General features: G+C 65.8%; 20 protein-coding genes and 1 pseudogene. 8 read left to right on the forward strand and 13 right to left on the reverse strand.

Annotated elements, in window-relative coordinates; translation table 11 throughout:
* Positions 1–115 precede the first annotated feature (115 nt).
* The 3 genes from ACFWVD_RS14570 to ACFWVD_RS14580 all read right to left on the reverse strand — a co-directional run bounded on the left by ACFWVD_RS14570 (position 116) and on the right by ACFWVD_RS14580 (position 2,151).
* Positions 116–703, reverse strand: coding sequence for a DUF4822 domain-containing protein (locus tag ACFWVD_RS14570; protein ID WP_379242786.1), 588 nt, complete (start codon positions 701–703; stop codon positions 116–118).
* A gap of 31 nt (positions 704–734) precedes the next feature.
* Complete coding sequence (locus tag ACFWVD_RS14575) at positions 735–1,280, reverse strand: hypothetical protein (protein ID WP_379242788.1); 546 nt, start codon at positions 1,278–1,280, stop codon at positions 735–737.
* A gap of 154 nt (positions 1,281–1,434) precedes the next feature.
* Entirely contained in the window at positions 1,435–2,151 is a 717-nt protein-coding gene (locus ACFWVD_RS14580; RefSeq protein ID WP_379242790.1) for a spermidine synthase, read from the reverse strand.
* Between the two features lie 107 nt (positions 2,152–2,258).
* On the opposite strand from ACFWVD_RS14580, the gene ACFWVD_RS14585 reads away from it, so the two are divergent.
* Positions 2,259–2,783 carry a TerD family protein gene (locus ACFWVD_RS14585; RefSeq protein WP_379242792.1) on the forward strand — a complete coding sequence of 175 codons (525 nt, stop codon included), beginning with the start codon at positions 2,259–2,261 and terminating at the stop codon, positions 2,781–2,783.
* Positions 2,784–2,792: 9 nt separating this feature from the next.
* Here ACFWVD_RS14585 and ACFWVD_RS14590 read toward each other — a convergent pair whose 3' ends face one another.
* Positions 2,793–4,304, reverse strand: a complete 1,512-nt coding sequence (locus tag ACFWVD_RS14590) for a hypothetical protein (protein ID WP_379242794.1) — start codon at positions 4,302–4,304, stop codon at positions 2,793–2,795.
* 207 nt (positions 4,305–4,511) lie between these two features.
* On the opposite strand from ACFWVD_RS14590, the gene ACFWVD_RS14595 reads away from it, so the two are divergent.
* Both ACFWVD_RS14595 and glmS read left to right on the forward strand, forming a co-directional pair.
* Positions 4,512–4,781 (forward strand): hypothetical protein, encoded by a 270-nt coding sequence (locus tag ACFWVD_RS14595; protein ID WP_379242796.1) that lies wholly within the window; start codon positions 4,512–4,514, stop codon positions 4,779–4,781.
* A gap of 45 nt (positions 4,782–4,826) precedes the next feature.
* A complete protein-coding gene (glmS, locus tag ACFWVD_RS14600) occupies positions 4,827–6,659 on the forward strand; it encodes a glutamine--fructose-6-phosphate transaminase (isomerizing) (protein WP_379242798.1) in 1,833 nt (610 codons plus the stop codon).
* Positions 6,660–6,694: 35 nt separating this feature from the next.
* Here the strand turns inward: glmS and ACFWVD_RS14605 are convergent, their stop codons facing one another.
* The gene (locus tag ACFWVD_RS14605) at positions 6,695–7,921 is read right to left on the reverse strand and encodes an MFS transporter (protein ID WP_379242800.1); all 1,227 of its coding nucleotides are present in this window, start codon (positions 7,919–7,921) and stop codon (positions 6,695–6,697) included.
* Between the two features lie 189 nt (positions 7,922–8,110).
* Here ACFWVD_RS14605 and pepN point away from each other — a divergent pair, with 189 nt between their 5' ends.
* The 5 genes from pepN to ACFWVD_RS14630 all read left to right on the forward strand — a co-directional run bounded on the left by pepN (position 8,111) and on the right by ACFWVD_RS14630 (position 12,787).
* Entirely contained in the window at positions 8,111–10,579 is a 2,469-nt protein-coding gene (pepN, locus tag ACFWVD_RS14610) for an aminopeptidase N (protein ID WP_379242802.1), read from the forward strand.
* 227 nt (positions 10,580–10,806) lie between these two features.
* Entirely contained in the window at positions 10,807–11,007 is a 201-nt protein-coding gene (locus tag ACFWVD_RS14615) for a hypothetical protein (RefSeq protein ID WP_379242804.1), read from the forward strand.
* A 19-nt stretch (positions 11,008–11,026) separates the two neighbouring features.
* Positions 11,027–11,824 (forward strand): SigB/SigF/SigG family RNA polymerase sigma factor, encoded by a 798-nt coding sequence (locus ACFWVD_RS14620; protein WP_379242806.1) that lies wholly within the window; start codon positions 11,027–11,029, stop codon positions 11,822–11,824.
* Between the two features lie 257 nt (positions 11,825–12,081).
* A complete protein-coding gene (locus ACFWVD_RS14625) occupies positions 12,082–12,261 on the forward strand; it encodes a hypothetical protein (protein WP_379243315.1) in 180 nt (59 codons plus the stop codon).
* A 52-nt stretch (positions 12,262–12,313) separates the two neighbouring features.
* Complete coding sequence (locus tag ACFWVD_RS14630) at positions 12,314–12,787, forward strand: hypothetical protein (protein ID WP_379242808.1); 474 nt, start codon at positions 12,314–12,316, stop codon at positions 12,785–12,787.
* A 6-nt stretch (positions 12,788–12,793) separates the two neighbouring features.
* On the opposite strand, the gene ACFWVD_RS14635 is transcribed toward ACFWVD_RS14630, so the two are convergent.
* The 8 genes and pseudogenes from ACFWVD_RS14635 to ACFWVD_RS14670 all read right to left on the reverse strand — a co-directional run bounded on the left by ACFWVD_RS14635 (position 12,794) and on the right by ACFWVD_RS14670 (position 21,669).
* Entirely contained in the window at positions 12,794–13,477 is a 684-nt protein-coding gene (locus ACFWVD_RS14635) for a PAS and ANTAR domain-containing protein (protein WP_379242810.1), read from the reverse strand.
* 167 nt (positions 13,478–13,644) lie between these two features.
* Positions 13,645–14,829, reverse strand: a complete 1,185-nt coding sequence (locus tag ACFWVD_RS14640) for a glycoside hydrolase family 76 protein (RefSeq protein WP_379242812.1) — start codon at positions 14,827–14,829, stop codon at positions 13,645–13,647.
* A gap of 119 nt (positions 14,830–14,948) precedes the next feature.
* Positions 14,949–15,939 (reverse strand): annotated as a pseudogene (locus ACFWVD_RS14645) (phosphotriesterase).
* A 29-nt stretch (positions 15,940–15,968) separates the two neighbouring features.
* Positions 15,969–16,352, reverse strand: a complete 384-nt coding sequence (locus tag ACFWVD_RS14650; RefSeq protein ID WP_379242814.1) for a PaaI family thioesterase — start codon at positions 16,350–16,352, stop codon at positions 15,969–15,971.
* Between the two features lie 58 nt (positions 16,353–16,410).
* Complete coding sequence (locus ACFWVD_RS14655) at positions 16,411–17,946, reverse strand: class I adenylate-forming enzyme family protein (protein WP_379242816.1); 1,536 nt, start codon at positions 17,944–17,946, stop codon at positions 16,411–16,413.
* Between the two features lie 15 nt (positions 17,947–17,961).
* The gene (locus ACFWVD_RS14660; protein WP_379242818.1) at positions 17,962–19,440 is read right to left on the reverse strand and encodes a carboxylesterase/lipase family protein; all 1,479 of its coding nucleotides are present in this window, start codon (positions 19,438–19,440) and stop codon (positions 17,962–17,964) included.
* The gene (locus tag ACFWVD_RS14665) at positions 19,440–20,519 is read right to left on the reverse strand and encodes an acyl-CoA dehydrogenase family protein (RefSeq protein WP_379242820.1); all 1,080 of its coding nucleotides are present in this window, start codon (positions 20,517–20,519) and stop codon (positions 19,440–19,442) included. Before ACFWVD_RS14665 ends, ACFWVD_RS14660 begins: the two co-directional genes overlap by 1 nt.
* 4 nt (positions 20,520–20,523) lie before the next feature.
* Complete coding sequence (locus ACFWVD_RS14670; RefSeq protein ID WP_379242822.1) at positions 20,524–21,669, reverse strand: acyl-CoA dehydrogenase family protein; 1,146 nt, start codon at positions 21,667–21,669, stop codon at positions 20,524–20,526.
* Positions 21,670–21,736 lie beyond the last annotated feature (67 nt).

Consider the following 21,736-nt stretch of genomic DNA (forward strand, 5'->3'; position numbering starts at 1 on the left):
GGAAAAACCCCCCCTCTCCCGAGGGTGGCGCCGGGAGAAAAAGAAAAAAAAAAAAAAAAACCCCCCCCAACACAAAAACAAACCCCCCCCCCACGCGCGGTGTTTCGCGGAGACGTTAGTTCGCGGGCTTCGGGTGGTCGGTCGGGGTGTGGACGATGTCGTAGTACTTGGACTTATCCACCGAGTCGGGATGCACGCGGTAGGTGAAATCCTGGTCGGTCAGCGTGATGATCTCGACTTCGCGGCGCGATTGTTCTTTGCCGTCAGCGTCTTTCGCGACCAAGGTGCGGGTTTTGCCGTCGGGTGAGACCGACCAATCGCCCTGCATCTTCGGCTTGTCGTCGAGGGTGAACATGGTGAAGGTGCCGTCGGGCGCGTAATAGGCGTAGCCGACATAGTTTTTGACCTTGTCGTCGTCCAGCGGTACCGCGCCGCCTTTCTCGTCCTTGGCCGAGGTCGTTTCCCACGGGGTGGCGGCCAAAATCGCCGAGGGAGTGCCGGGGGCGACGCTGGTGGCGATGGAGCCTGAGGACGTGGCCGCCGCTGAACTGGTGGCGGTGGAACTCGAGGTCTGCACTGTCGTCGAGGATGCTTTGGAATCGGACTTGTCGTCCGAATCGCTGCACGCTCCGGTGAATGCGGCCGCCGCAAGAGCAAGAATCACGGGCGCAATCTTGTGGGTGAGTTTTCGCTGCTCCGTCATAGTTGCGACTTTATTCGGGAAGCACGCCGAATTACCGCAGGTGCGATGCCGCCGCGCTGCGTTCGGTGGCCGTCCACTGGTCGAACCGGGCTTGTGCCGCTTCGGCCGACGGCGCGCTGATCACGCGGGCGACCGCTTCCCAGGAGGCTCCCGCCGAGCGCACGAAACGGACGGCTTCCACGAGTCGTTGCTGGGCCGAGGCGGTGTCTTCGAAGGCCAGCCGCACCGGGATCAGGGCCTGCATCTCGAGCTGGTGGTAGTCCCATTCGGCCAGGACCAGCCCGGCGAGGTCGGGGTCGAGACGGCCGGTCGAACAGTGCAGCACGCGCGCGGACGGCGCGTGGTCGGCGACCTGGTCGGTGCGCAACCAGGTGCGGCCGTGCCAGCTGTCGCAGGAACACAGCGCGCGCCACCCGATCACCTCGTCGGGTCGACGTCGGCGCCGGGCGTCTGATGGCAGCGGTTGCGCGTCGATCGAGACTGTCGCGCGGGGTCTGCGGGCGTCGCTGTGGCCGCACAATCCGTCGGCGAAGATGTCGGCGACCCATCCACGGTGGCTGTCGAGCAAGCTGTTCATCCCTGACTCCGATGTCGAATCCGAAAAGCTCGATGCGTATGGGACTGCTACTCCCACACATTGACCATCGGCCAGTGCGACACCCTCGGCAATCACTTCGCCACATCCTTGTTGCGAGTCACATAATGCCTGGTCGCGGGCTGTGTCTCGAGTGCTACGCCCGGGTGGCCAGGTAGATCGTGGCGGTGGATTCGCCTCGGGTCAGCGGGTTGGCGAAGGTGATGCGCTGCGCTTCGACGTCGACGAAGGCCGATTCGAGGGCTGCGCGGAAATCGTCGTCGGGGGCGTCGTCGGACCACATGGCGAAGGTGCCGCCCGCGACCAAGTGGTTCGCGACCGCCCGCAGGCCCGCACCGGTGTAGAAGTCGGCGTTCGGGCCGTGCAGCACGTGCTTCGGGGAGTGGTCGATGTCCAGCAGCAGCGCGTCGTAGGTGCGGCCCGGACGTGTGGGATCGAAACCGACCGATCCTGTTGCGGCGGCGAAGAAGTCCGCGCACACGAGTTCGACGCGGCTGTCGGCGGCCAAGCCGGTGGTGTCGGGCAGCAGGTCTCGCACGTGCCAGTCGATCACCGCGTCGGAGTACTCGATGACGGTCAACTCTCGAATTCGCGGATCCACCAAGGCTTCTCGCGCGGTGTACCCCAAGCCGAGCCCGCCGACGACCACGTCCAGCTGGTCGCCGGGCGTTCGCGCCAACCCCAGCCGCGACAGCTCACGCTCGGCGACGGTGAACAGGCTCGACATCAGGTACTCGTCACCGAGTTTCACCTCGTACACGTCCGCGCGCACCGTCGGGTCGAATCTGCGCCGCAGACTGATCTCCCCGATCGGGGTCTGCCGCCAACCGAGTTCTTCGAACCGTGCGCTCATCGCCGTCACGGTAGTCCCCGCTGAGCCGATCCCCGACCAGCGACGCCGGGAGGTGTTTATCTGGTGGTGTGCGGGGCAGTCCCGTAGGTAGCGACAAGGAGCACCGCATGACCGAATCACTGACCCACGTCACCATGGGCTTGGGCTGGGACCCCGCGGGCGACACCGCGGCAACGGCCTTGGCGCGCAAGGACATCGACCTCAACGCCGCCGCGGTGGCGTTCGCCGGTGACCGTTTCGTCGACGTGGCCTTCCACGAACAGTTGACCTCGCGTGACGGGGCGTTGCGGCACTACGGGGACAGCGTGACCGGGGACGGCGACGGGGAGAACGAGGTCATCATGGTGGACCTGACCCTGGTCGACCCCGAGATCACCACCATCGTGTTCCTGGTGACCAGCTACTCCGGGCAGCGGTTCGGTCAGATCGACAACGGGTTCTGTCGCGTGGTCGACAACGCGACCGGGATCGAAATGGTGCGCGTGAACTTGATGGAAGCCGGCGGGCACACGGGGCTGGTGTTCGGCAAACTGCATCGCGTGCACCAGGATTGGGCGTTCACGATGATCGGCGCGCCGATCGTGGCGCAACATGTCGTCAACGCCGTCCCGCAGCTCGGCCCCTACCTCTGAGTCATTCCCTCACTCCGACAGGCGTTCTCGCGCGCGCAACCGGATCTCGAGCGCGTCGTAGACCTGGGTCACGTTGGCGTCGAATTCCTCGGCCAGCATCTCGATCAGGGCCGCGCCGATCAGCAGGACCGTGGTGAACACCACGGGCGCGATGGGGCGGGTCGCCTCGAGCAGCGGGCGGGTGCGGCAGGCACCGCCGGTATGCCAGGCCTCGAGCAGCGCCAGCGCGCCCTGCAGGTAGATCGGCGGTTCCGGGCGCGAACTCAGCGCGGGCACGGCACGGTCGGCGGCGCGGCGCAGGATTCCCGGTGCGTCGCCACCGGGGCTCATCGCGTCCACCGCGCAGCAGGCCAACCGCAGGGCGCCGTCCAGCCGCTGCGGGGTGTACTGGGCCGATTCGGGGATGTGATCCCACGGCTGGCGCAGCACCTGCAGCAGGTCGGTGGTGATCACGGTCGGGCGCTGCACGGTTTCCGGGGCCGAGCTCGAGGTGTGATCCACGCCGAGCATGATCTCCAGCCCGATCACCGAGGCCATGAGATCGTCCCGGCTGCACCGGGTTTCGCGCCGGTAGCGGCGGTCCTCGACCAGCAACCAGCCCACCGTTTGCGCGTCGGCGGGCCGCAGCATCTGCGCGTCGGCCTGCCAGCCGTTGATGGTGTCGCAGCGCGACAGCGCGCACACCAGGTCGGCCATGACGTGATTGCCGGTGACCAGCGTGGGCTGATGCCGCGTGCGCCGCGAGACCACCGGCAGCGCACCCAGCCGAGCCGACGGGGACACGAACGACATCGCGGTCAGCGCCGCGGCGGCGGTGCGCGCGGCGGACACGGCGTCGGCGGCGTTGGTGCGCAGCAGCGCGCGATGGATCGAGTCCGCCACCGGGTCGACGCCGAACTCCGCGTAGTGCAGCAGCAGCCACGCCAACGGCATCTCCCCCAGCACCGGTGCCAGACGGGTGTTCAGCTCGTAGAGCAGGGCGGTGGACCGCTCCGGCGGACGCGAACGCGGCTCTTCGCCGGTGAGATCACGCCATTCCAGCAGGGTCAGGTAATTCGGCAGCAACAGCCCGTCCACCAGTTCACTGACCTGTGCGATGACGAATTCGAAATCCAACTCCGACATCATGCCCGGCGCGACCATCTGCTCGACGGGATTGCCGGAGAACGGGTCGATACCCGACTCCCCCAGCGCGATATCGAACAATAATTCCGCGTGCCCGAGCCTGCTCACCACCCGCCCGACAAAGGGTACGGCCCCGCTGTCATCGACTGCGGTGGCCGCACCGAGCAGGCAATTGACCATTGCCCCTTCGGCTTTCGCGTGTGCGCAGAATCGCCGCAGTCGCTGATGGGCGGAATCCTGCGCGTCGAAACCGGTGCGCACGATTTCCTCGGCGACGGTGACAATGGCGGCATCCACCACATATTCGGCTCGGCCCAGCGCTTCCGCCGAGGCGGGCGCTGGGCCCGCGAAAAATAGTTGTTCACTGAACGCGTCGTCCATTCGGTGCCGCCTCATCACAACCTCCACTGAAGATGCGTTCTGTGCTGCCTGACACCTTTCCAGCAAATTGCCCGCAAGTCGCGGCTCACACCTTCACAAGGCGGTAACGGGATGGGCACCGACCGCGGGCCGCCACACCGAAGATCCCACTTCGATCACCTTTGTGCCCGAAATCGGGCAGGAATGTTGGCGAACCCGGTCACGCCGGGCATGATCGTCCGAGTGAATGACGGGGTACCCACCGACCTGGTGCGCTACGTAGTGGCGTCCACCGGTTTGCCGGAACGTGTGGCCGCCCGGGTGGTCGCCGATATCGTCGGCTACTTCGACGAGACGGCCGAGCAGTTCGTGCGGCGCAGGCACGCCGAGCTGCAGGCCCGCGAGGTGCGCAATGCCGAGATCTGGCAGCTGCTGGCCGGCGAGCTCGCGCAGCGTCCCGTCGCGGCGCCGACATTCACCGAACGGCAACTGCGTCGCATCATCTACGGCTAGGTCGTCTACGGCTAGATCGTCTACAGATAAGGGGTAGTTCACGCCATGTGTGGAATCGTCGGCTATATCGGTCATCGGCAAGCTGTTCCCGTGCTGCTCGAGGGGCTGCACCGGCTCGAGTACCGCGGCTACGACTCGGCGGGTCTTGCCCTGCCGCATCGCGGGAAGTTGCGCGTGTCCAAGACCAAGGGGCGCGTGCAGGAGCTGCGCGACAAGCTCGACGCCGCTCCGCTGCGCGGCACGGTCGGCATCGCCCACACCCGGTGGGCCACCCACGGTGAGCCCAGCGACACCAACGCGCACCCGCACACCGACACCAGCGGTCGCATTGCCGTGGTGCACAACGGTATCGTCGAGAACGCCGAGCAGCTGCGGTCGGAACTGACCGCGCTGGGTATCGCGCTGATCTCCGATACCGACACCGAGGTGATCGCCCACCTGATCGCCCGCGAGCTCGACGGCACCGAGTCCCTCGAAGACGCCGTTCGTGTTGCGCTGCACCGGATTCGCGGCACGTACGGCCTGCTGGTGCTCGACGCGCGCCGCCCCACCGAACTGGTGGTGGCGCGCAACGGCAGCCCCATCGTGCTCGGCGTGGGCGACGGTGAGATGTTCGTGGCGTCCGATGTCGCCGCGCTGGTGCACCACACCCAGCGCGTGGTGTTCCTCGACGACGGCGAACTGGCCACGGTCCGCGAAGGCGAATTCCGTACCAGCACACTGGCAGTGGATCACGAGCGCACCGACAAGACCCCGACCACCATCGACATGGTCGCCGAGGACTACGCGCTGGGCGGGTTCCCCGATTACATGCGCAAGGAGATCGCCGAACAGAGCGACGCCGTGCGCCGGGCATTGCGTGGCCGCCTCGACGACCGTTTCGCCACCGCGCATCTCGGTGGGTTGAACATGGACGCGCGCGAATTGCGCAGCATCAGCAAGGTCGTGTTCCTCGGCTGCGGGTCGGCCTACTACGCCGGCCAACTCGGCGCGCAGCTGGTCGAAGAGCTCGCCCGCATCCCCGCCGTCGCCGAACCCGCCTCCGAATTCCGCTACCGCAACCCGGTCGTGGACCCCGACGCGTTGTATGTGGCGATCTCCCAGTCCGGCGAAACCCTGGACACCCTCGCCGCGGTGCAGGAACTGCAGCGCAAGGGCGGCCGGGTGATCGGCGCGGTCAACGCGGTGGGCAGCGCGATCGCCCGCCAGTGCGGTGCTGGGGTGTTCCTGCACGCGGGCCCGGAGATCTCGGTCGCTTCCACCAAGGCACTGACCAACATGACCGTGTCCTTCACCATGCTGGCCCTGCTGTTGGGCCGCGTCCGCGACCTGTCCGCCGCCGACGGCAACCGCATCGTGGAAGGCCTGCGCGCCCTGCCCGACGCCATCGACCAAGTCCTCACCGACGAAGACGCCATCGCCGAGATCGCCCACCGCTACGCCAAGGCCCGCAGCATGTTCTTCATCGGCCGCGTGCGCGCCTGGCCCGTCGCCCGCGAAGGCGCCCAGAAGCTCAAAGAAGTCTCGTACGTCCACGCCGAGGCCTACCAGGCCTCCGAACTCAAACACGGCCCCCTCGCCCTGATCGACCCCGAAATGCCCAGCGTGGTGATCGTCCCCGACGACGAACTCCTGTCCAAGAACCTCAGCACCATCGAACAGATCAAAGCCCGAGGCGGCCCCGTCATCGCCATCACCAACGCCGACCTCCCCGCGAACGTGGCCGACGAGGTAATCCGAGTCCCCAGGGTCGCACCAGAATTGGACCCGATGCTGCTCACCATCCCCCTCCAACTCCTGGCCTACCACACCGCCCTGGCCCTGGGCCGCGACGTAGACAAGCCCCGCAACCTCGCCAAGAGCGTCACCGTGGAATAGGAATTACTCGAATCATCTTGGTCCGCAGTCGCAACTCACGGCGATACATCGGCCCCGATTCGGCGGTGATAGACGCCGACGCCGAGCATCGTCGTGAGTGCGATGGTGGCCAGTGCTCCGAATATGGCCGCCAGATGTACTGATTCCCCTACTGCGGCGATGGCAATGGGGGCTACGGCGCCGGGCACGCCAACGAGTAGCCGCCAGAAACCGAGGATGCGACCTGCCGCATGCTGTGGAATTTCCTCGAACACTGTCAGGTTCGAGGCCACGATCAGGGAGTTGTTGCACGCGAAGAAGATCGCCATCAGAGCCGTCATGGCGAGTGCGGACGAGGTGAAACCCAGCATCGCAATGCTGGCAGCGACGCCCGACATGCACAGGCAACCGAGGGGTCTGATATTCCATTTCGGGAGTTCGGAGGTGGCTATGCCGGCGGCGACTCCGAATCCGTTTGCCAGGGCGAGCATCAGTCCGACCTGTGCCGCCGACGAGTGTGCGTTGGTCGTGGCGGCAAATACGAACAGAGCGGTTGTGCCAGGCGAGAATACGAATGCCAGCGGCACCATCATGAACATGGTCGTTCTGGCGATGCCGTCCATTTTCCACAGCTCACGAGCACCAGCGCGCATGGATTCGACGACGTACGAGGGCGTCGGCGCGTGTACCGCTTGGGCAGCGGCCGGGTTGATACCGACGAACCAAACGACCAGCGGCGCAAGGAATGTTGCCGAGTTCAACCACAGCAGGCCGGGAAATCCGAGCGATCCGACGAGCACAGCGGCGAGAGCAGGGCCCGCCATCAGCGAAATTTGGAACAGTGTGGTCAGCGTCGCACGTGATCGACCAGCGTTATCAGGGAACATCGCGCGAACGCCGGCCATCCACCCGGCGCGATAACAGTTGGAGCCGAACTGCACCAGGATTTCCGCGAGGAAAAGGACGCCGAGTGCAGGAACTCCGTTCAGTAGAACAATGTTGAGCGCGACCGATGCTCCCAACTGCAGCAACAGTCCGGGCACGACCAAGACTTTGGAGCCCCACTTATCGACTATATGGCCGAGTATCGGACTCGCCGCTGCGAAGATTATCGGCGAGACGGCGATGAGGGCCGCCATCTGAGTCAACGATCCCGAGATGCTGAGGACGAGAAGCGGAAGGGCGAACGCATACATCGTTTCGCCGATGTTGTTCAGCAGATTGCCCGCTGCGAAATATCGGAATCTCCGCGACCGCCAGGGAGAGGGCGCCCTCGTCGCCAATCCAGCTCACCCCCTTCGAGCAATCAGCTCGATAACAAGCCTAACCACTCGCCGACGACCCCAACCTGCAAGCACGAGAACATGATCCACATCACATGCCGAGCTGCGTACGTGGTCTCGACGGGCAGGTCCGCGCAACCTCGCGAACAACGTGACCGTGAACCCGGACCGGCTGGCAGGATCAGTGGTGTGAATACCGCGAACCTGACCCGTACCGAGGCCGCCGCGCGATCCGCGGCGGTCACTGTCCGTGACTACCGTGTCGAGCTCGATCTGTCGCAGGCCCCTGATCCTGATCGGGCGGGGTTTGCCACGACTACCACTGTTGCGTTCGATGCCACGGTCGAGGAAACGTGGCTGGATTTCATCGGGGTGTCGGTGGAGTCGGTGACGGTGAACGGGACCGATGTCGCGGTCGTGTACGACGGGGCTCGGATTGCCCTGGGAGGGTTGGACGCGGCGAATGTGGTGGTTGTTCGGGGCACGGGTGCGTACAGCCGGTCGGGTGAGGGGTTGCATCGGTTCGTCGATCCGGTGGATGGGCAGACGTATCTGTACACGCAGTACGAGCCCGCGGATGCGCGACGGGTTTTCGCGTGCTTCGAACAGCCGGATATGAAGGCGCCGTTCACGTTTGCGGTGCGTGCGCCTTCGGGGTGGGAGGTGATGTCGAATCGGCCGTCTGCGGCGATTCAGGACAACGGGGTGGTTCAGGACGTCGTGTTCTCGCCTACGTTGCCGATCTCGACCTATATCACCGCGGTAGCCGCCGGTCCGTATCATCGGGTCGAATCCCGGTGGGCGCGTGGTGAACTCACCATTCCGCTCGGGGTCTACTGCCGCGCGTCGCTGGCGAAGTACCTGGACGCGGACACCATCTTCGAGGAGACGTTGCAGGGGCTGGACTTCTTCGCCGAGCACTTCGACTACCCGTACCCGTGGGGCAAGTACGACCAGGTCTTCGTGCCCGAATACAACCTCGGCGCGATGGAAAACCCCGGACTGGTCACGTTCACCGAGGCGTACGTGTTCCGTGGTGCCGCCACCGCCGCACAGTACGAGGGTCGGGCGAACACGATCCTGCACGAGATGGCGCACATGTGGTTCGGCGACCTGGTCACCATGATGTGGTGGGACGACCTGTGGCTCAAGGAATCCTTCGCCGACTACATGGGCGCGCTGGCCAGTGCCGAGGCCACGCAGTGGTCCGATGCCTGGGTGGCGTTCGCGAATCGGCGCAAAGCCTGGGCGTACCTGCAGGATCAATTGCCGACCACGCACCCGATCGTCGCCGACATCACCGATCTCGAGGCCGCCAAACTCAACTTCGACGGCATCACCTACGCCAAGGGTGCCAGCGTGCTCAAACAGCTGGTCGCCTATGTGGGCCGCGACGAGTTCTTCGCCGGGGTGCGCCGATACTTCCGCACGCACGCATTCGGCAATACGACCCTGGCCGACCTGCTGACCGAGCTGTCCGCGGAGTCCGGCCGCGATCTGGCGGGTTGGGCGCAGGCCTGGTTGCAGACCACCGGGGTCTCAACTTTGACCCTGGAAGACGGCGAGATCGTGCAGACCGACCCGCGCCCGCACCGACTCGCCGTGGGGCTCTACGACTTCGACGCCACGGGCGACCTGGTACGGCGCGATCGCGTAGAACTCGACATCGTCGACGCACGCACCCCGGTCACCCTCGCCCCCGCACCGCTGCGCCTGCTCAACGACGGCGACCTCACCTACGCCAAGGTCCGCCTCGACCCGGATTCACTTGCCACCGTGGAACATTCACTGGACCGCGTCACCGACCCGTTGGCACGCGGACTGATCTGGTCGGCGCTGTGGAACGCCACCCGCGACGGCGAACTCGCCGCGCACCGCTACCTGTCCATGGCCCGCGATTTCGCGCCCACCGAAACGAACATGGCACTTCTGACCGCGGTGCTGGCCAACGCCTCGTTCACCATCGGCCACTATCTGCCCGAGAAGGCCCAGGGCACGTGGCGCGCGGACTGGCTCGAATCCTGCTGGGCAGCAATGCTTTCCGCCGAGCCGGGTTCGGGCGCACAACTGGCGTGGGCGCGTGCGACAGCAGCCGCCGCCTCGGTCGACGGCCGCCGTGCCGCAGATATCCGCACGATGCTGCTCGAGCACGCCCCCGAGGGTTTGGCCATGGACCCCGACCTGCGCTGGTCGCTGTGGACGGCACTGTCGGCCACCGGCGAAGCCACGGCCACCGAACTCGACGCCGAACTCGAACGAGACGACACGGCCTCGGGTGCCACCGCGCACCGTCGAGCACTCGCGGCGCGACCAGTAGCGGAAGTCAAAGCCGCCGCGTGGGATTCGGCGCTGAGCGACACCACCCTGACCAACGACCACCTCGACGCCACCATCGACGGATTCCGCGCCGGCCACCACCGCGACCTGATCGCGGGCTACGACACCGAGTACTTCGCGGTCCTGCGCTCGATCTGGGAGCAGCGCAGCATCGAGATCGCCCGCCGCATCGTCGTGGGACTGTTCCCTGCCGCGGATTCGCTTGCGGGCGTTGACGAGTGGCTCGTAGCCAACTCCGACGCCCCGAATGCCCTGCGGCGCCTGGTGATCGAGCAGCGCGACCACCTCGCCAGGGACCTGCGGGTACGTTCCACGAATTGACGAAACGTAATGAATTCCCGAGCCGATAATTCCCAATCATCGCCCGGTTAAACATCGCAATGACGTGCGTTACATTCGCCCATTCACCCCGAGTGGGCGAATATACCGCTCCCACCTGCACGGATACGTCCGTTCACACGATCGCAAACTGCTGTGGAACTCACCCACGTCAACCCCTGTCGACCAATAACGGTTTAATAACCCTCGCCGCGGTGAACTCTACTGACATGACCGCCTCACGTAATCGGACAACGAGTACGCCGAGCATGGATCTGACCAGCACCACCATCATGTTGGGCACCTGCGTGTTCTTCCTGGTCGGACTGACAGCACTGACCGGATCGCTGCCCGTAGCGATCCTGGGCGCCGCAGGCCTGGCCGCCGCGATGCTGACCATTCTCACCATGCTGGGCCCGAACGAGCTCTAGTTCACCAGGAGTGCAGCACATGTCCCGAAACACCGACAAAAGGACCTACGAACACGCCGAACCCCTGTTCGTACACCTCTCACTCACCGATCCCCGCGGCCCCGAGCACGACGCCGTGCGGGCCGACATCATCGAACTGTGCCTGCCGCTTGCCGAGCACATCGCCCGCAAATACGCCGGTCGCGGCGAGGCTTTCGACGACCTGCTGCAGACCGCGCGCCTGGGCATGGTCATGGCCGTCGACCGCTACGACGTGACCACCGGGTCACCCTTCCTCGGCTTCGCCGTGCCCACGATCATGGGCGAGGTCCGCAGGCATTTCCGCGACCATATCTGGCCCGTGCACGTGCCGCGCCGCGAGAAGGAACTGCAGAGCAAGGTACGGGTGGCCACCGATGACCTCAGCCGTCGCCTGCACCGCTCCCCCACCGCGCACGAACTGGCCGCCGAACTCGACGTGACCGTCACCGACATCACCCGAACTCTGGTCGCGGCCAACGCTTTCCACACCCGCAGCCTCGACACCCCCGCGCGCGACAGCGACGGCGAACCCGGCATGACCATCGCCGATTCCTTCGGCGCCGAGGACCCCCGGTACCAGCTCACTGAAGACACCATCACCGTCGCGCCGCTGCTGTCGCAACTGTCCCCTGACGATCAGCAGTTGCTGATCTGGCGGTTCTACGACACCTTGTCGCAGGGTGAGATCGCGCAGCGCCTCGGTGTGTCCCAGATGAGCGTGTCCCGCAAACTCACGAAGTTGCTGAGCGGGCTGCGTGCGCAAACCGTCGACGAACAGCCGGTCCCCACCGCCTGATCGCCCCGCTCACCGCGTCACCCATTGACTGCGACGCCGCCGACCTGCACTGTTGATATCGCAGTTCTTCGCGTGTCGTGGCGGCGCCCGCCCAGTAGGCGCTGATCACAAGGTGTATCAGCGTGACACTTGTCGGTGGGAAGGGTGCGATGACGATGCGCGGTGGACGGAATCGACGAGATCGGCAGATTCGCGAAGTACGGGAGATCCGCGGCACCCCCGCCCACCAGACCGCCAAATTCCTGCTGTCGGTGCTGATGCTCGTCTGGTTCGGTGCGGGCCTGATCGCGGCGATGCAGCGCGACTATTTCACCAACACCCCCACCAACTGCGGTGACCTGGGCACGATCGGGCTCACGGTGCTGGCGGGCCCGCTCAACTACCTCGGGGTGAACCCGAAGGTCTCCGAATGCCAACTGCCCGAACCGAGCCAGTAGGCGCCTGGATAGGCTGGTGTCGGTGGGCATACCGACGCGAGGAGACCGCACTATGTGGCCGAACGACTGGCCTTCATCCGCTACCGCGATCGCGACCTCGGTGGACGTCGCGGTAACCGCCGCGCATGCCGCTGACGAGCCCGGATTCGTCGCCGCGACCGCGGACCTGGCGGAGCTGCCGGCCGACCAGGTCATGGCGGTGCTGTCGGCAATCGTGCGCGAACTGCTCGAGACCGCGCACCCGGATGGGCTCACCGGCGACGATGTGCGGGCTGTGTTGGAAGCGGTGGTTCGGCGCGCGGCGGCCTGGCATTCCCGTCTCGACGCGACCGCAGTGGTCAGCGTGCTGACCGGGGCGCTCGGGATCGACGATCCCGACGAACCGGAGACTTTCCGCACGAACCCGCAGCCCGCGGCGGTGCTGCTGATCGAATACCTCGCGGACCTGAGCGACACACCGCCCCGGCAACCCATTCAGCGCGCGATCAACGAGATCGCCCGAGCCGAAACGGTCGAAATGCCTTGAGCGGTCTCAGGACTCGCGTCGACGCTGATGAACCGTCAGCAGCAGGTGATCGAAACGGGTTCGGCAACCGGGCAGATGCGGGTTCAGCGACCTGACGTCTTCGACGATCTGCGCCGCGACCTCACGCAACTTGATATTGGTTTCCTGCGAACGCCACCGCAGCACCTTGAACGCTTGCTCGGCACTGATCCCATACATCAGGATCAGCGCGCCTTTCGCCTGCTCGATCTCCGCGCGCGCCTCGACAAGTTCGGGCACGGTCTCGTCGAGTACGTCTTGGCGCTCTTCCTCGAGCCGGTCGGTGACGTCGATGTAATGACCCGTGGTCCCGATCACCTGGCCGTCGTCATCGACAAGATGATCGCCGACGATGAACACCTCGTGCGTCTCACCCGCGGCATCCACGATCCGGTGCCGACCGCAGACCGGGGCGCCGGCATTGATCGCGGCGGTCACCGCCGAACCCAGGTCCTCCAGGTCATCGGGGTGCTTGTGCGACAGCAGCAACTCGGTAGTGGGCTCGACCTCCCCCGGCTCATATCCATAAATGGCCGCAAGCTCATCGGACCACTCCCACCGCCCGTCAGCAAACCAGAACCGAAACGACCCCACCCCCGAGCACACCTGGGTACCGATCACCGTACTGATCGCGGCCACTGCATCAGGCGCTGCCTGGTCACTCGAGTTCACCACCGAAGTATTCCCTACCCCCACCCCCCGCGACGCAATAGCCCACCCAATGGTGCCGTTTCAAGATCACCACGCTCCCAGCGTGGTCAATGTCCGATTTGGCCACGCTGAGAGCGTGGTGATCAATTGTCCAGTTAGGGTGGCGGCGAATTGTCGGCGAATGGGGGTCACAGGTCGGCGGCGGTGAGGCGGTGGTCGGCTTCCAGGAGCATCCAGGCGCTCAGTTGGATGGAGAGGTCTCGGCTTGCGTTCGCTGATGCTGCGGTGGGTGCGTCGGCGAGGTGGAGGAAGGTGCTGGAGGGGGCGGTCACGGGCCGGTTCCAGTCCGCGCCGAACAGGGGTAGGCCGTCTACCTCGGCGCGGTTGGACCAGGCGGCGCGCGCTGAGGTGTGCACGATGTGTGCTGCGGTCGAATTGTTCAGTGACAGTGCGGCTTCGGCTAGGTAGCGGGCGAGGATTCCCATGAAGAGGCCGGAGTCGTCGTCAGCGGCCGCGATGATCACACCAGCGTCGGTGAGCCCGGTTCCGGCCGCGGCAACTAGCGCTTCGACTCGACGTCGGTGCACGGGATCACCTGTGCGCGCGGCCATTTCGGTTTCGAGTCCGATGGCCACTCCCTGGCAGTAGGTGTGCACGGTCCGATCCACGCTGCCGCCGGGCTCGTGGACACCGTCGTAGATCAGCCCATTGTCGTTGTTGCGCAGTCGGTTATGCAGGAATTCGGCGAGCTGCCCCGCCATCGAAACCTCGCCGAGGCGAGCCAACGCAATACCGGTCGGACCGATCGCGGGAGTGTTGAAGTAGTTGTCACCCTCGCGCCACGGCACGGCACCGACGTCGGGATTCCACCCGTCGACCAGGTCTGCCCGCAGCTCCCCGATGGCGTTGTCGAAGCGAACGCCCAACAGCCGATCGGCACGGTCCAACGCGATGGCCAGCCACCCCATGTCGTCGTAGTACCGGTTGGTCCACCCGGTGATATTGCGGGTGCGAATACCACGCGCCAACGCGACAACCCGGTCGACCCGAGCAGGGGTGCGTTCGCGATGCGCGGCGTCCACCGCACAGTCCAGCAGCTGCGCCTGCCACCAGTAACACCACCGCCCGAACGACCGCTCCACCAGATCCGCAGGCCACACCAGCGCCCCGAGCTCCCGCTGCGGCAATCCCCACAGCGACCGAACATGCCGCGCCACGATCGCCCGCTCCGCCAGCTCAGCACGCTTCGCACACTCCAACGGACCCGCCGAAACGTCCCTTGTGATCGACCCCGCCCGCGTCGGCTGAGCGAACGCGGTGAGCACAACCCCGGCCCCACCCGCGAGCAACAGACGCCGCCGACTGATCTCCATCCTCGGCGACCTCCGCTCCGACTGCCCGACCGCGATATCGCCGACGCGCCGCCAGCCTCTCGCGCCGGAATGACCGGAGCTTGAAGCCCCGGTTACAGACGAAAACGTTCATCGAACCGTCAGGAATTCCCCGACACCCGTTCGAACCATCGCCGCGGGTTGTCGACCAGCATGGCGGTGATATCACTGTGGTCCACGCCGTGCTGTTCCAGCGCCGGGACGACGTCGTCGAGGACGTGCTGGTAGTGCCAGTTGGGCAGCATTTCCAGCAGTTCGGGAGCGATCCAGTCGGTGTGGCAGGCGGCATCCTGCGACAGCACCATGCTGGCGGCGTACCCGCGCCGACACAGCTGCGCGACGGTGTCCACGCGTTCATCGAAACCCACGATCACATCGACACCGAACCGGTCCATGCCGAGCAGGTACCCGGCCTCGGCCAGTGCGCTGAGGTGATCGAGGTCGGTGGTGTCGCCGCAGTGGGCCAGTTGCACGGCAGCAGGCGCCACACCCTCGCTGTCGAGGACCCGCTGCACGTCGAGTGCGGTGTGGGCGCCGGGGTGGGTGTGCACCATGATCGGCGTGCCGGTTTCGTGATGCGCCGCCGCCACCGCCCGCCGCCACCGCCCGCAGCACCCGCTCGACGCCGGGAGTCATGCCGTGCTGGTCGATCGCACACTTGAGCAGGCACGCTTTGACGTCGGTGCCCTGGATGCCTTCCCGGATATCGCGGACGAAGAACTCGACCATGGGTTCGGGCAGGTCTCCGAACTGGTTCGGGCCACGAAACGTGAAGTAGGACGGCACATCTCCGTAGGTATAGACCCCGGTGGCGACCAAGATGTTGAGGTCGGGGACCTGCTCGGCCACGGTGATGATGCGGTGGATGTCGCGGCCGAGACCGTCCACCGTCGGATCGACGATCGTACGAACTCCACTGGCCCGCAACCGTTGCAACCGACTGACCGCGTTGGCGATCTGCTGGCGTTCATCCCAATCCCGGACCCAATTGATCCGACTGTCGGGACTGAGAATGAACAAATGTTCGTGCATCAACGTGGTACCCAGCTCACTGATGGCGATATCGCCGAGCACACTGGGCACGGAATTCATGGCGTGCATAGCTGTTCCTTGTTCGGAGTTCAACAGTTGCCCACATTCGCGAAAACGGCGCTGGCCCGCACGATGCGTTTGTCCGCCACCGACAAATAGCAATTGGCGAAAGCCAAGCGGCCCCCGACCTTCTGCACATCGGTGGTACTGACCACGACATCACCGCGCGTGGCCACCCCGACGAAGTCGACGGTGAGGTTCGCGGTGATCAACTGGGCAGGCGGCTGCACAGACGAGGCGCTGGCGTAGCCGAGAGCGACGTCGGCGAGGCCCGCGAGCACACCTCCGTGGGCCAGTCCACGCCCGTTCACATGGCGGTCATCGATGGTCAGCGCGAACTCGAGTCCGTGCTCGCCCTCCCGCGACCACAGGGGGCCGATCAACTCCAAGAACGGGCTCGTTCGGTCATGCACGGCGAAACCAGGAAGTGGCGGCTCCATCATGCCTCCCATGGGTCGTTGGGCACGGAATTCATGGCGTGCATGGTTGTTCCTTGGTCGAAGTTCGGCGGAGCGGTTCGCGGACGATGGCGCGTTTGAGGATTTTGCCGGTGGCGCCTTTGGGGAGGGCGTCGACGAATTCGATGATGCGGGGGGTTTTGTAGGCGGACAGGCGGGCGCGGGACCACGTGGAAATGTCGTCGGCGGTCAGGGGAGATCGGGGGTGGCGGACGATGATGGCGGCTACTTCTTCGCCGTAGTGGTCGTCGGGGACGCCGATCACGGCTACCTCGATGATGTCGGGGTGGGCGAACAGGACCTGTTCGACTTCGCTGGGGTAGACGTTGTAGCCGCCGCGGATGATCAGGTCTTTGAGCCGGTCCACGATGTACAGGTCGCCGTCGGTGTCGGTGGTGCCCAGGTCGCCGGTGCGGAACCAGCCGTCGTCGGCGAGGACGGCTGCGGTGTCGGAGGGACGTTGCCAATAGCCTTTCATCACCGTTTCGCCGCGGATGTAGATCTCGCCGATTTCCGTCGGTGCGCACGGGTGGCCGGTGTCGTCGCGAACCTGGATTTGGGTGAAGGGCGTTGCGCCGCCGACGGATCCGACCTTCGGGGTGCGGTCGAGGTCGTTGAAGGTGCCGAAGGCCGTGGTTTCGGTGAGGCCGTAGCCCTCGAGGATGGTGCAGCCGAAGCGGGCTTCGAACTGTTCGATGACCGCGGCCGGCAGGCACGCGCCGCCGGAGATGGCGATGCGCAGTTGGGCGAAATCCGTGGGGTCGGCGTCGGATGCGCTGTGCAACATCGCATTCCACATGGTCGGGACACCGGCCATGACGGTGAGCTGGTCGCGACGCAACATCGCGATCATGGCCGCGGGGTCGAATCGCGACAGCAACGACAGCGAGCCACCGGCGGTGAAGGTGGTCATCATCACCGACGCTTGGCCGAACACGTGGAACAGCGGCAGTGCGGTGCCGGTGCGGTCCGCGCGCGTGGCCCGACTGCACGCGACGCCGATCTCTCCGGCCGACAACAGGTTTGACACGGTGAGCTGCGCGCCTTTGGGACGGCCGGTGGTGCCGGAGGTGTAGAGGATCGCCGCGGTGTCATCGAGGTCGCGGTCGCGGATCTCGGTGGATGCGGGACCGGAGTCCGCGCCGGGACGCAACGTCCGCACCGGCACGCCGCGCGCCTGTGCGGCGGCGGAGGCAGCGGGTTCCAGTGTGTGCCAAGCGATCACGAGCACGCACCCCGCATCCTCGAGCACATAGTCGATTTCGTGCTGAGTCGACATGGTGTTCACGGGCACGACCACCGCACCGGCCACCTGAATGCCCAGGTAGGCGACCACGAACTCGGGAACCGACGGTGCCACGAGCAACACCCGATCACCGACCGCAATGCCGGACTCCACCAGGATGGCGGCGTAATTGACACTGGCCGAACGCAATTGGTGATACATCCAGGCGGTCACCTCACCGGGGGTATCGCTTTCACCGCGCAGCGCCACCGAGTCGGGGTGGGTGTCCGCGTGTCGGCGGACGGGGTCGAAGAGGTTAGCCATGTGTGGGTCCTGTCGTCATGGTCGGCGGCTCGCGCGCTCATCGGCGCGCGGATTGTCGACCAGCTCCGAGTGTGGCTCGTCGAACGTCATCACCTGCTGGTTTTCGGCGTAACAGGGCCAGCCGGGGTCACCGGTGGTGGCGAATGCGACCCAGGCACGGTGCATGTCGTCGGCGAGGCGTTGCGGCGGGTTCGGACCGGTGAGGCTGGTGGCTTCGGCCAGGGTGTCGAACACGAAGGGGATCTCGAGCGCGTGCATCGCACCCAGATGTTCTCGCCGCCACGCGAATTCGTAGAGGTAGGCGGGAGTATCCACGGCAGCTTGCAGCTGCGCGAGTTCTGTTGTCGGGCCGCGGAATACGGCGTCGGAGACCATGACTGCGAGCAGGTCGCCGGGGGTGGCTGTCGGGCGGTTGGCGGCATACGGTGCGATCGCCGAGGCGGAGATCCCGAAACGGGCCAGCGCGAACGGCAGCGCCAGTTCGGTGATCACGTCACCGAGCCCGGTCGGCACGGTGAACAGCCGGAACTCCTCGGCGGTGTAGCCGGCGAGCAACGGGATCCCCCGCGCGGATCCAGCCGCGATCGCCTCCACCGGCACCGTGGGAAGCATGACGCCGTCCACGACCGGGAAGAAGCTCATGCCCGCACCCGCGGTCAAAACCGACAGACCCCAGCGGGCCGGGTTCGGGTCACCGGCGAAGTCCGCGCGCACCGCCTCTTGCGCGGCCAGCAGCGTCGAAGGTGCCACTGCCGCAAAGGCTTCCGCGGTGGCGGCCACGCCGAGCACCTTGGCGAGTTCGCCACTGAGCAAACGGGCGTCGTCGACCGTTGCCGCCACTGCGGGGTTGCCGCTCTGCATGATCGCGCGAGCGAACAGCCCTTGCGCCGCAGGCGAACCCATCAACGAGGCGACACTCATCGCCCCCGCGGACTGGCCGAAGATCGTGACCCGGTCGGGATCACCACCGAACGCGCGCACATTGTCGCGCACCCAGGCCAATGCGAACAGCTGATCGAGCAGCCCACGGTTGTCCGGCGCCCCCTCGAGCACCGCGAAACCCGCAGCACCCAACCGATAATTGATCGACACGAGCACCACCCCGTCACGGGCGAACGCTGAACCGTCATAGGCGGGCACCGCGTTGGAGCCGTGCGCGAAGGCACCACCGTGAATCCACACCATCACCGGCAAACCGGCAGCACCGAGGTCGGGTGTCCACACGTTCACGTTCAGCGATTCACTGCCCGACACCAGGTTGTTGCCGAGAATCTGGTCGATTCCGGGCGTGTACGGACCCTGCAGGCACGTGGCGCCCACGGTGTCCGCATCCCGGATTCCGTCCCAGCCCACCGCGGGTTCGGGAGCACGGAACCGCGCCGCGCCCACCGGTGGTGCCGCATAGGGCACGCCGAGAAACGCACTCACGCCGTCGACGGTCCGCCCACGCACCGTGCCACCGCTGACCCGCACCACCGGCCGATCGGCGCCCATCACAGGTCGACCATGTCGTACTCGGCGACCCGGTCGGTCAGATAACGCAGGTGATCCTCACAATTGCCTAGCGTCTGGTCGATGGCGGTGAGCCGCGCGAAATAGCGCGAGATCGGAAACTCCGTGGTCATCCCGATGCCGCCGTGCAGCTGGACCGCCTCCTGCCCGACGAAGCGCGCCGACCGGCCCACCCGCAGTTTCGCGCGAGAGGCCACCGTCTGATCGATCATCCCGTCGGCCAACGCCGTCGACGCGTACACGGACATGCCGCGCGCCAACGTGACCGCGATATACATGTCGGCCGCGCGGTGCGTCAGCGACTGGAACGACCGCAGCGGTGCCCCGAATTGCTTTCGGGTACACAGATATTCGGCAGTGCTCCGCAAAGACTCGGTCATCGCACCGACCGCTTCAGCGCACAACGCGGCCTGCGCCCCGACGTGAGCGGCTTCGATCGCGTCCTCGACCCGGCGCGACGCAAGCGGTTGCGCCACAGCATGTTCGAACACGATGTCCGCCACGCGACCACCATCATGCGTCGCTCTGCCACGCACCTCGGCGTCGGCCGGGTCGACCAGAAACAGGCCGATCCCGTCGGGCCCGGTCGCACTGACCACGAGCAGATCCGCGACATCACCGAACAGAACCGGCGACTTATGCCCCGTGATCCGCCACGAATCACCCTGTCGCACAGCCGATGTGCTCGGCGTGCGCAACGGCCAGCGCGACCGCGGTTCCTCGTGCGCGAACGCCAGCCGAAGATCCCCCGTCGCGACCTTCGGTAGCAGTTCACGCCGTTGCGCGGGACTGGCCGCCTCGACCAGCAAGCTCCCCGGCAGGTACGCGCACTCCAACACCGGCACCCGCGCGGGACTTGCACCCAGTTCGGTCATCACGATCATCGCCTCGATCGGACCCGCCCCCTGACCGCCGTCGGCCTCGGGAATGGTCAGTCCGAGCAGTCCTAAGTCGGCGAAGGTGGACCACAGGTCGGTGGTGTTTCCCAGTGTCTGGTCGGCCAGGACGTTGTTCACGGTGTCGCGCAACATCGTTTGTTCCGCGGTCGGTTCGAAGTTCATGAGTTCACAATCCGAGAATCGTCGAGGCGATGATGCTGCGCTGCACCTGCGTCGATCCCCCGTAGATGGATGTCTTGCGACAGTTGAGGTAGGCGGCGGTGCTGCGGCCGGCCCACTGGTCGATGTCGGTGTGCAGGGCGCCGGGGCCCGCGACCTCCATCATCAGTTCGGTGGCGGCCTGCTGCAGTTCGCTGCCGCGCAGTTTCAGCACCGACGAGGTGGGCGCCTTCACCGCGGCCGTCGCCCCGATCTGCACCAATTCCAGTGCTAGTGCCTCGTTTTCGAGTTCGGCCAGTCGGGCGGCGAACAGCGGGTCGTCCAGCAGCGTGCCCTCGCCGGTTCGGGTGTGCTTGGCGCGCGCTTTGATCGTGGACAGCGCGACCTTGGTGCGGCCCACCGCGGCCATGCCGGTGCGTTCGTTGCCGAGCAGGAACTTCGCATAGGTCCAGCCCTGATTCTCCTGTCCCACAAGCTGTTCGGCCGGCACTCGCACCTCGTCGAGGAACACCTCGTTGACCTCGCGGCTGCCACCGATGAGCTCGATCGGCCGCACGGTCACACCGGGTGAGTCCATCGGGATCAACAACAGCGAGATCCCCGCCTGCTTTTTGGCCGCGCCGGGATCGGTGCGCACCAGGCAGAACATCCAGTCCGCGTACTGGGCCGCGCTGGTCCAGATCTTCTGCCCGGTCACCACATAGGTGTCGCCGTCGCGCGTGGCGGTGGTGCGCAGCGACGCCAGGTCCGAGCCGGCCTCGGGCTCGGAAAACCCTTGGCACCACCAGATATCGAGGTTGGCCGTCGCAGGCAGGAATCGGGCCTTCTGCTCCTCGGTGCCGAAGCGCGCGATGACCGGGCCGATCATGTCGACGTTGAACGTCAACGGTTCGGGCACCGACGCCAGCGCCATCTCGTCGTGCCACAGGTGACGCTGGATCGGCGTCCAGTCCCTGCCACCCCACTGCAGCGGCCAGTTCGGCACGGCGAGGTCGTGGGCGTTGAGGATGCGCTGGGTGGTGATCAGCGCTTCGCGGCTGAGCTCGCGGCCTTCGCGCACACCGTCGCGGATTTCGGGCGGGATCTCGCTGCGATACAGGCTCCGCAGATGGTTGCGGAAGGCGATCTCGTCGCCGGTCAGTGCCAATTGCATGGTCGATGTTCACTCTCTGAACTGGAACGAATGTCTCTTGACGTTCCATCAAAATCCAGTCTGTGTC

The organism is Nocardia sp. NPDC058666 (genome assembly GCF_042714895.1).
Lineage (GTDB): Bacteria > Actinomycetota > Actinomycetes > Mycobacteriales > Mycobacteriaceae > Nocardia.

Excerpts from the sequence above, each read along its gene's own strand:
- ACFWVD_RS14570 (WP_379242786.1), bottom strand. The coding sequence starts at position 703 with ATGACGGAGCAGCGAAAACTCACCCACAAGATTGCGCCCGTGATTCTT.
- ACFWVD_RS14575 (WP_379242788.1), bottom strand. The coding sequence starts at position 1,280 with ATGAACAGCTTGCTCGACAGCCACCGTGGATGGGTCGCCGACATCTTC.
- ACFWVD_RS14580 (WP_379242790.1), bottom strand. The coding sequence starts at position 2,151 with ATGAGCGCACGGTTCGAAGAACTCGGTTGGCGGCAGACCCCGATCGGG.
- ACFWVD_RS14585 (WP_379242792.1), top strand. The coding sequence starts at position 2,259 with ATGACCGAATCACTGACCCACGTCACCATGGGCTTGGGCTGGGACCCC.
- ACFWVD_RS14590 (WP_379242794.1), bottom strand. The coding sequence starts at position 4,304 with ATGAGGCGGCACCGAATGGACGACGCGTTCAGTGAACAACTATTTTTC.
- glmS (WP_379242798.1), top strand. The coding sequence starts at position 4,827 with ATGTGTGGAATCGTCGGCTATATCGGTCATCGGCAAGCTGTTCCCGTG.
- ACFWVD_RS14615 (WP_379242804.1), top strand. The coding sequence starts at position 10,807 with ATGACCGCCTCACGTAATCGGACAACGAGTACGCCGAGCATGGATCTG.
- ACFWVD_RS14620 (WP_379242806.1), top strand. The coding sequence starts at position 11,027 with ATGTCCCGAAACACCGACAAAAGGACCTACGAACACGCCGAACCCCTG.
- ACFWVD_RS14625 (WP_379243315.1), top strand. The coding sequence starts at position 12,082 with ATGCTCGTCTGGTTCGGTGCGGGCCTGATCGCGGCGATGCAGCGCGAC.
- ACFWVD_RS14630 (WP_379242808.1), top strand. The coding sequence starts at position 12,314 with ATGTGGCCGAACGACTGGCCTTCATCCGCTACCGCGATCGCGACCTCG.
- ACFWVD_RS14640 (WP_379242812.1), bottom strand. The coding sequence starts at position 14,829 with ATGGAGATCAGTCGGCGGCGTCTGTTGCTCGCGGGTGGGGCCGGGGTT.
- ACFWVD_RS14655 (WP_379242816.1), bottom strand. The coding sequence starts at position 17,946 with ATGGCTAACCTCTTCGACCCCGTCCGCCGACACGCGGACACCCACCCC.
- ACFWVD_RS14660 (WP_379242818.1), bottom strand. The coding sequence starts at position 19,440 with ATGGGCGCCGATCGGCCGGTGGTGCGGGTCAGCGGTGGCACGGTGCGT.
- ACFWVD_RS14665 (WP_379242820.1), bottom strand. The coding sequence starts at position 20,519 with ATGAACTTCGAACCGACCGCGGAACAAACGATGTTGCGCGACACCGTG.
- ACFWVD_RS14670 (WP_379242822.1), bottom strand. The coding sequence starts at position 21,669 with ATGCAATTGGCACTGACCGGCGACGAGATCGCCTTCCGCAACCATCTG.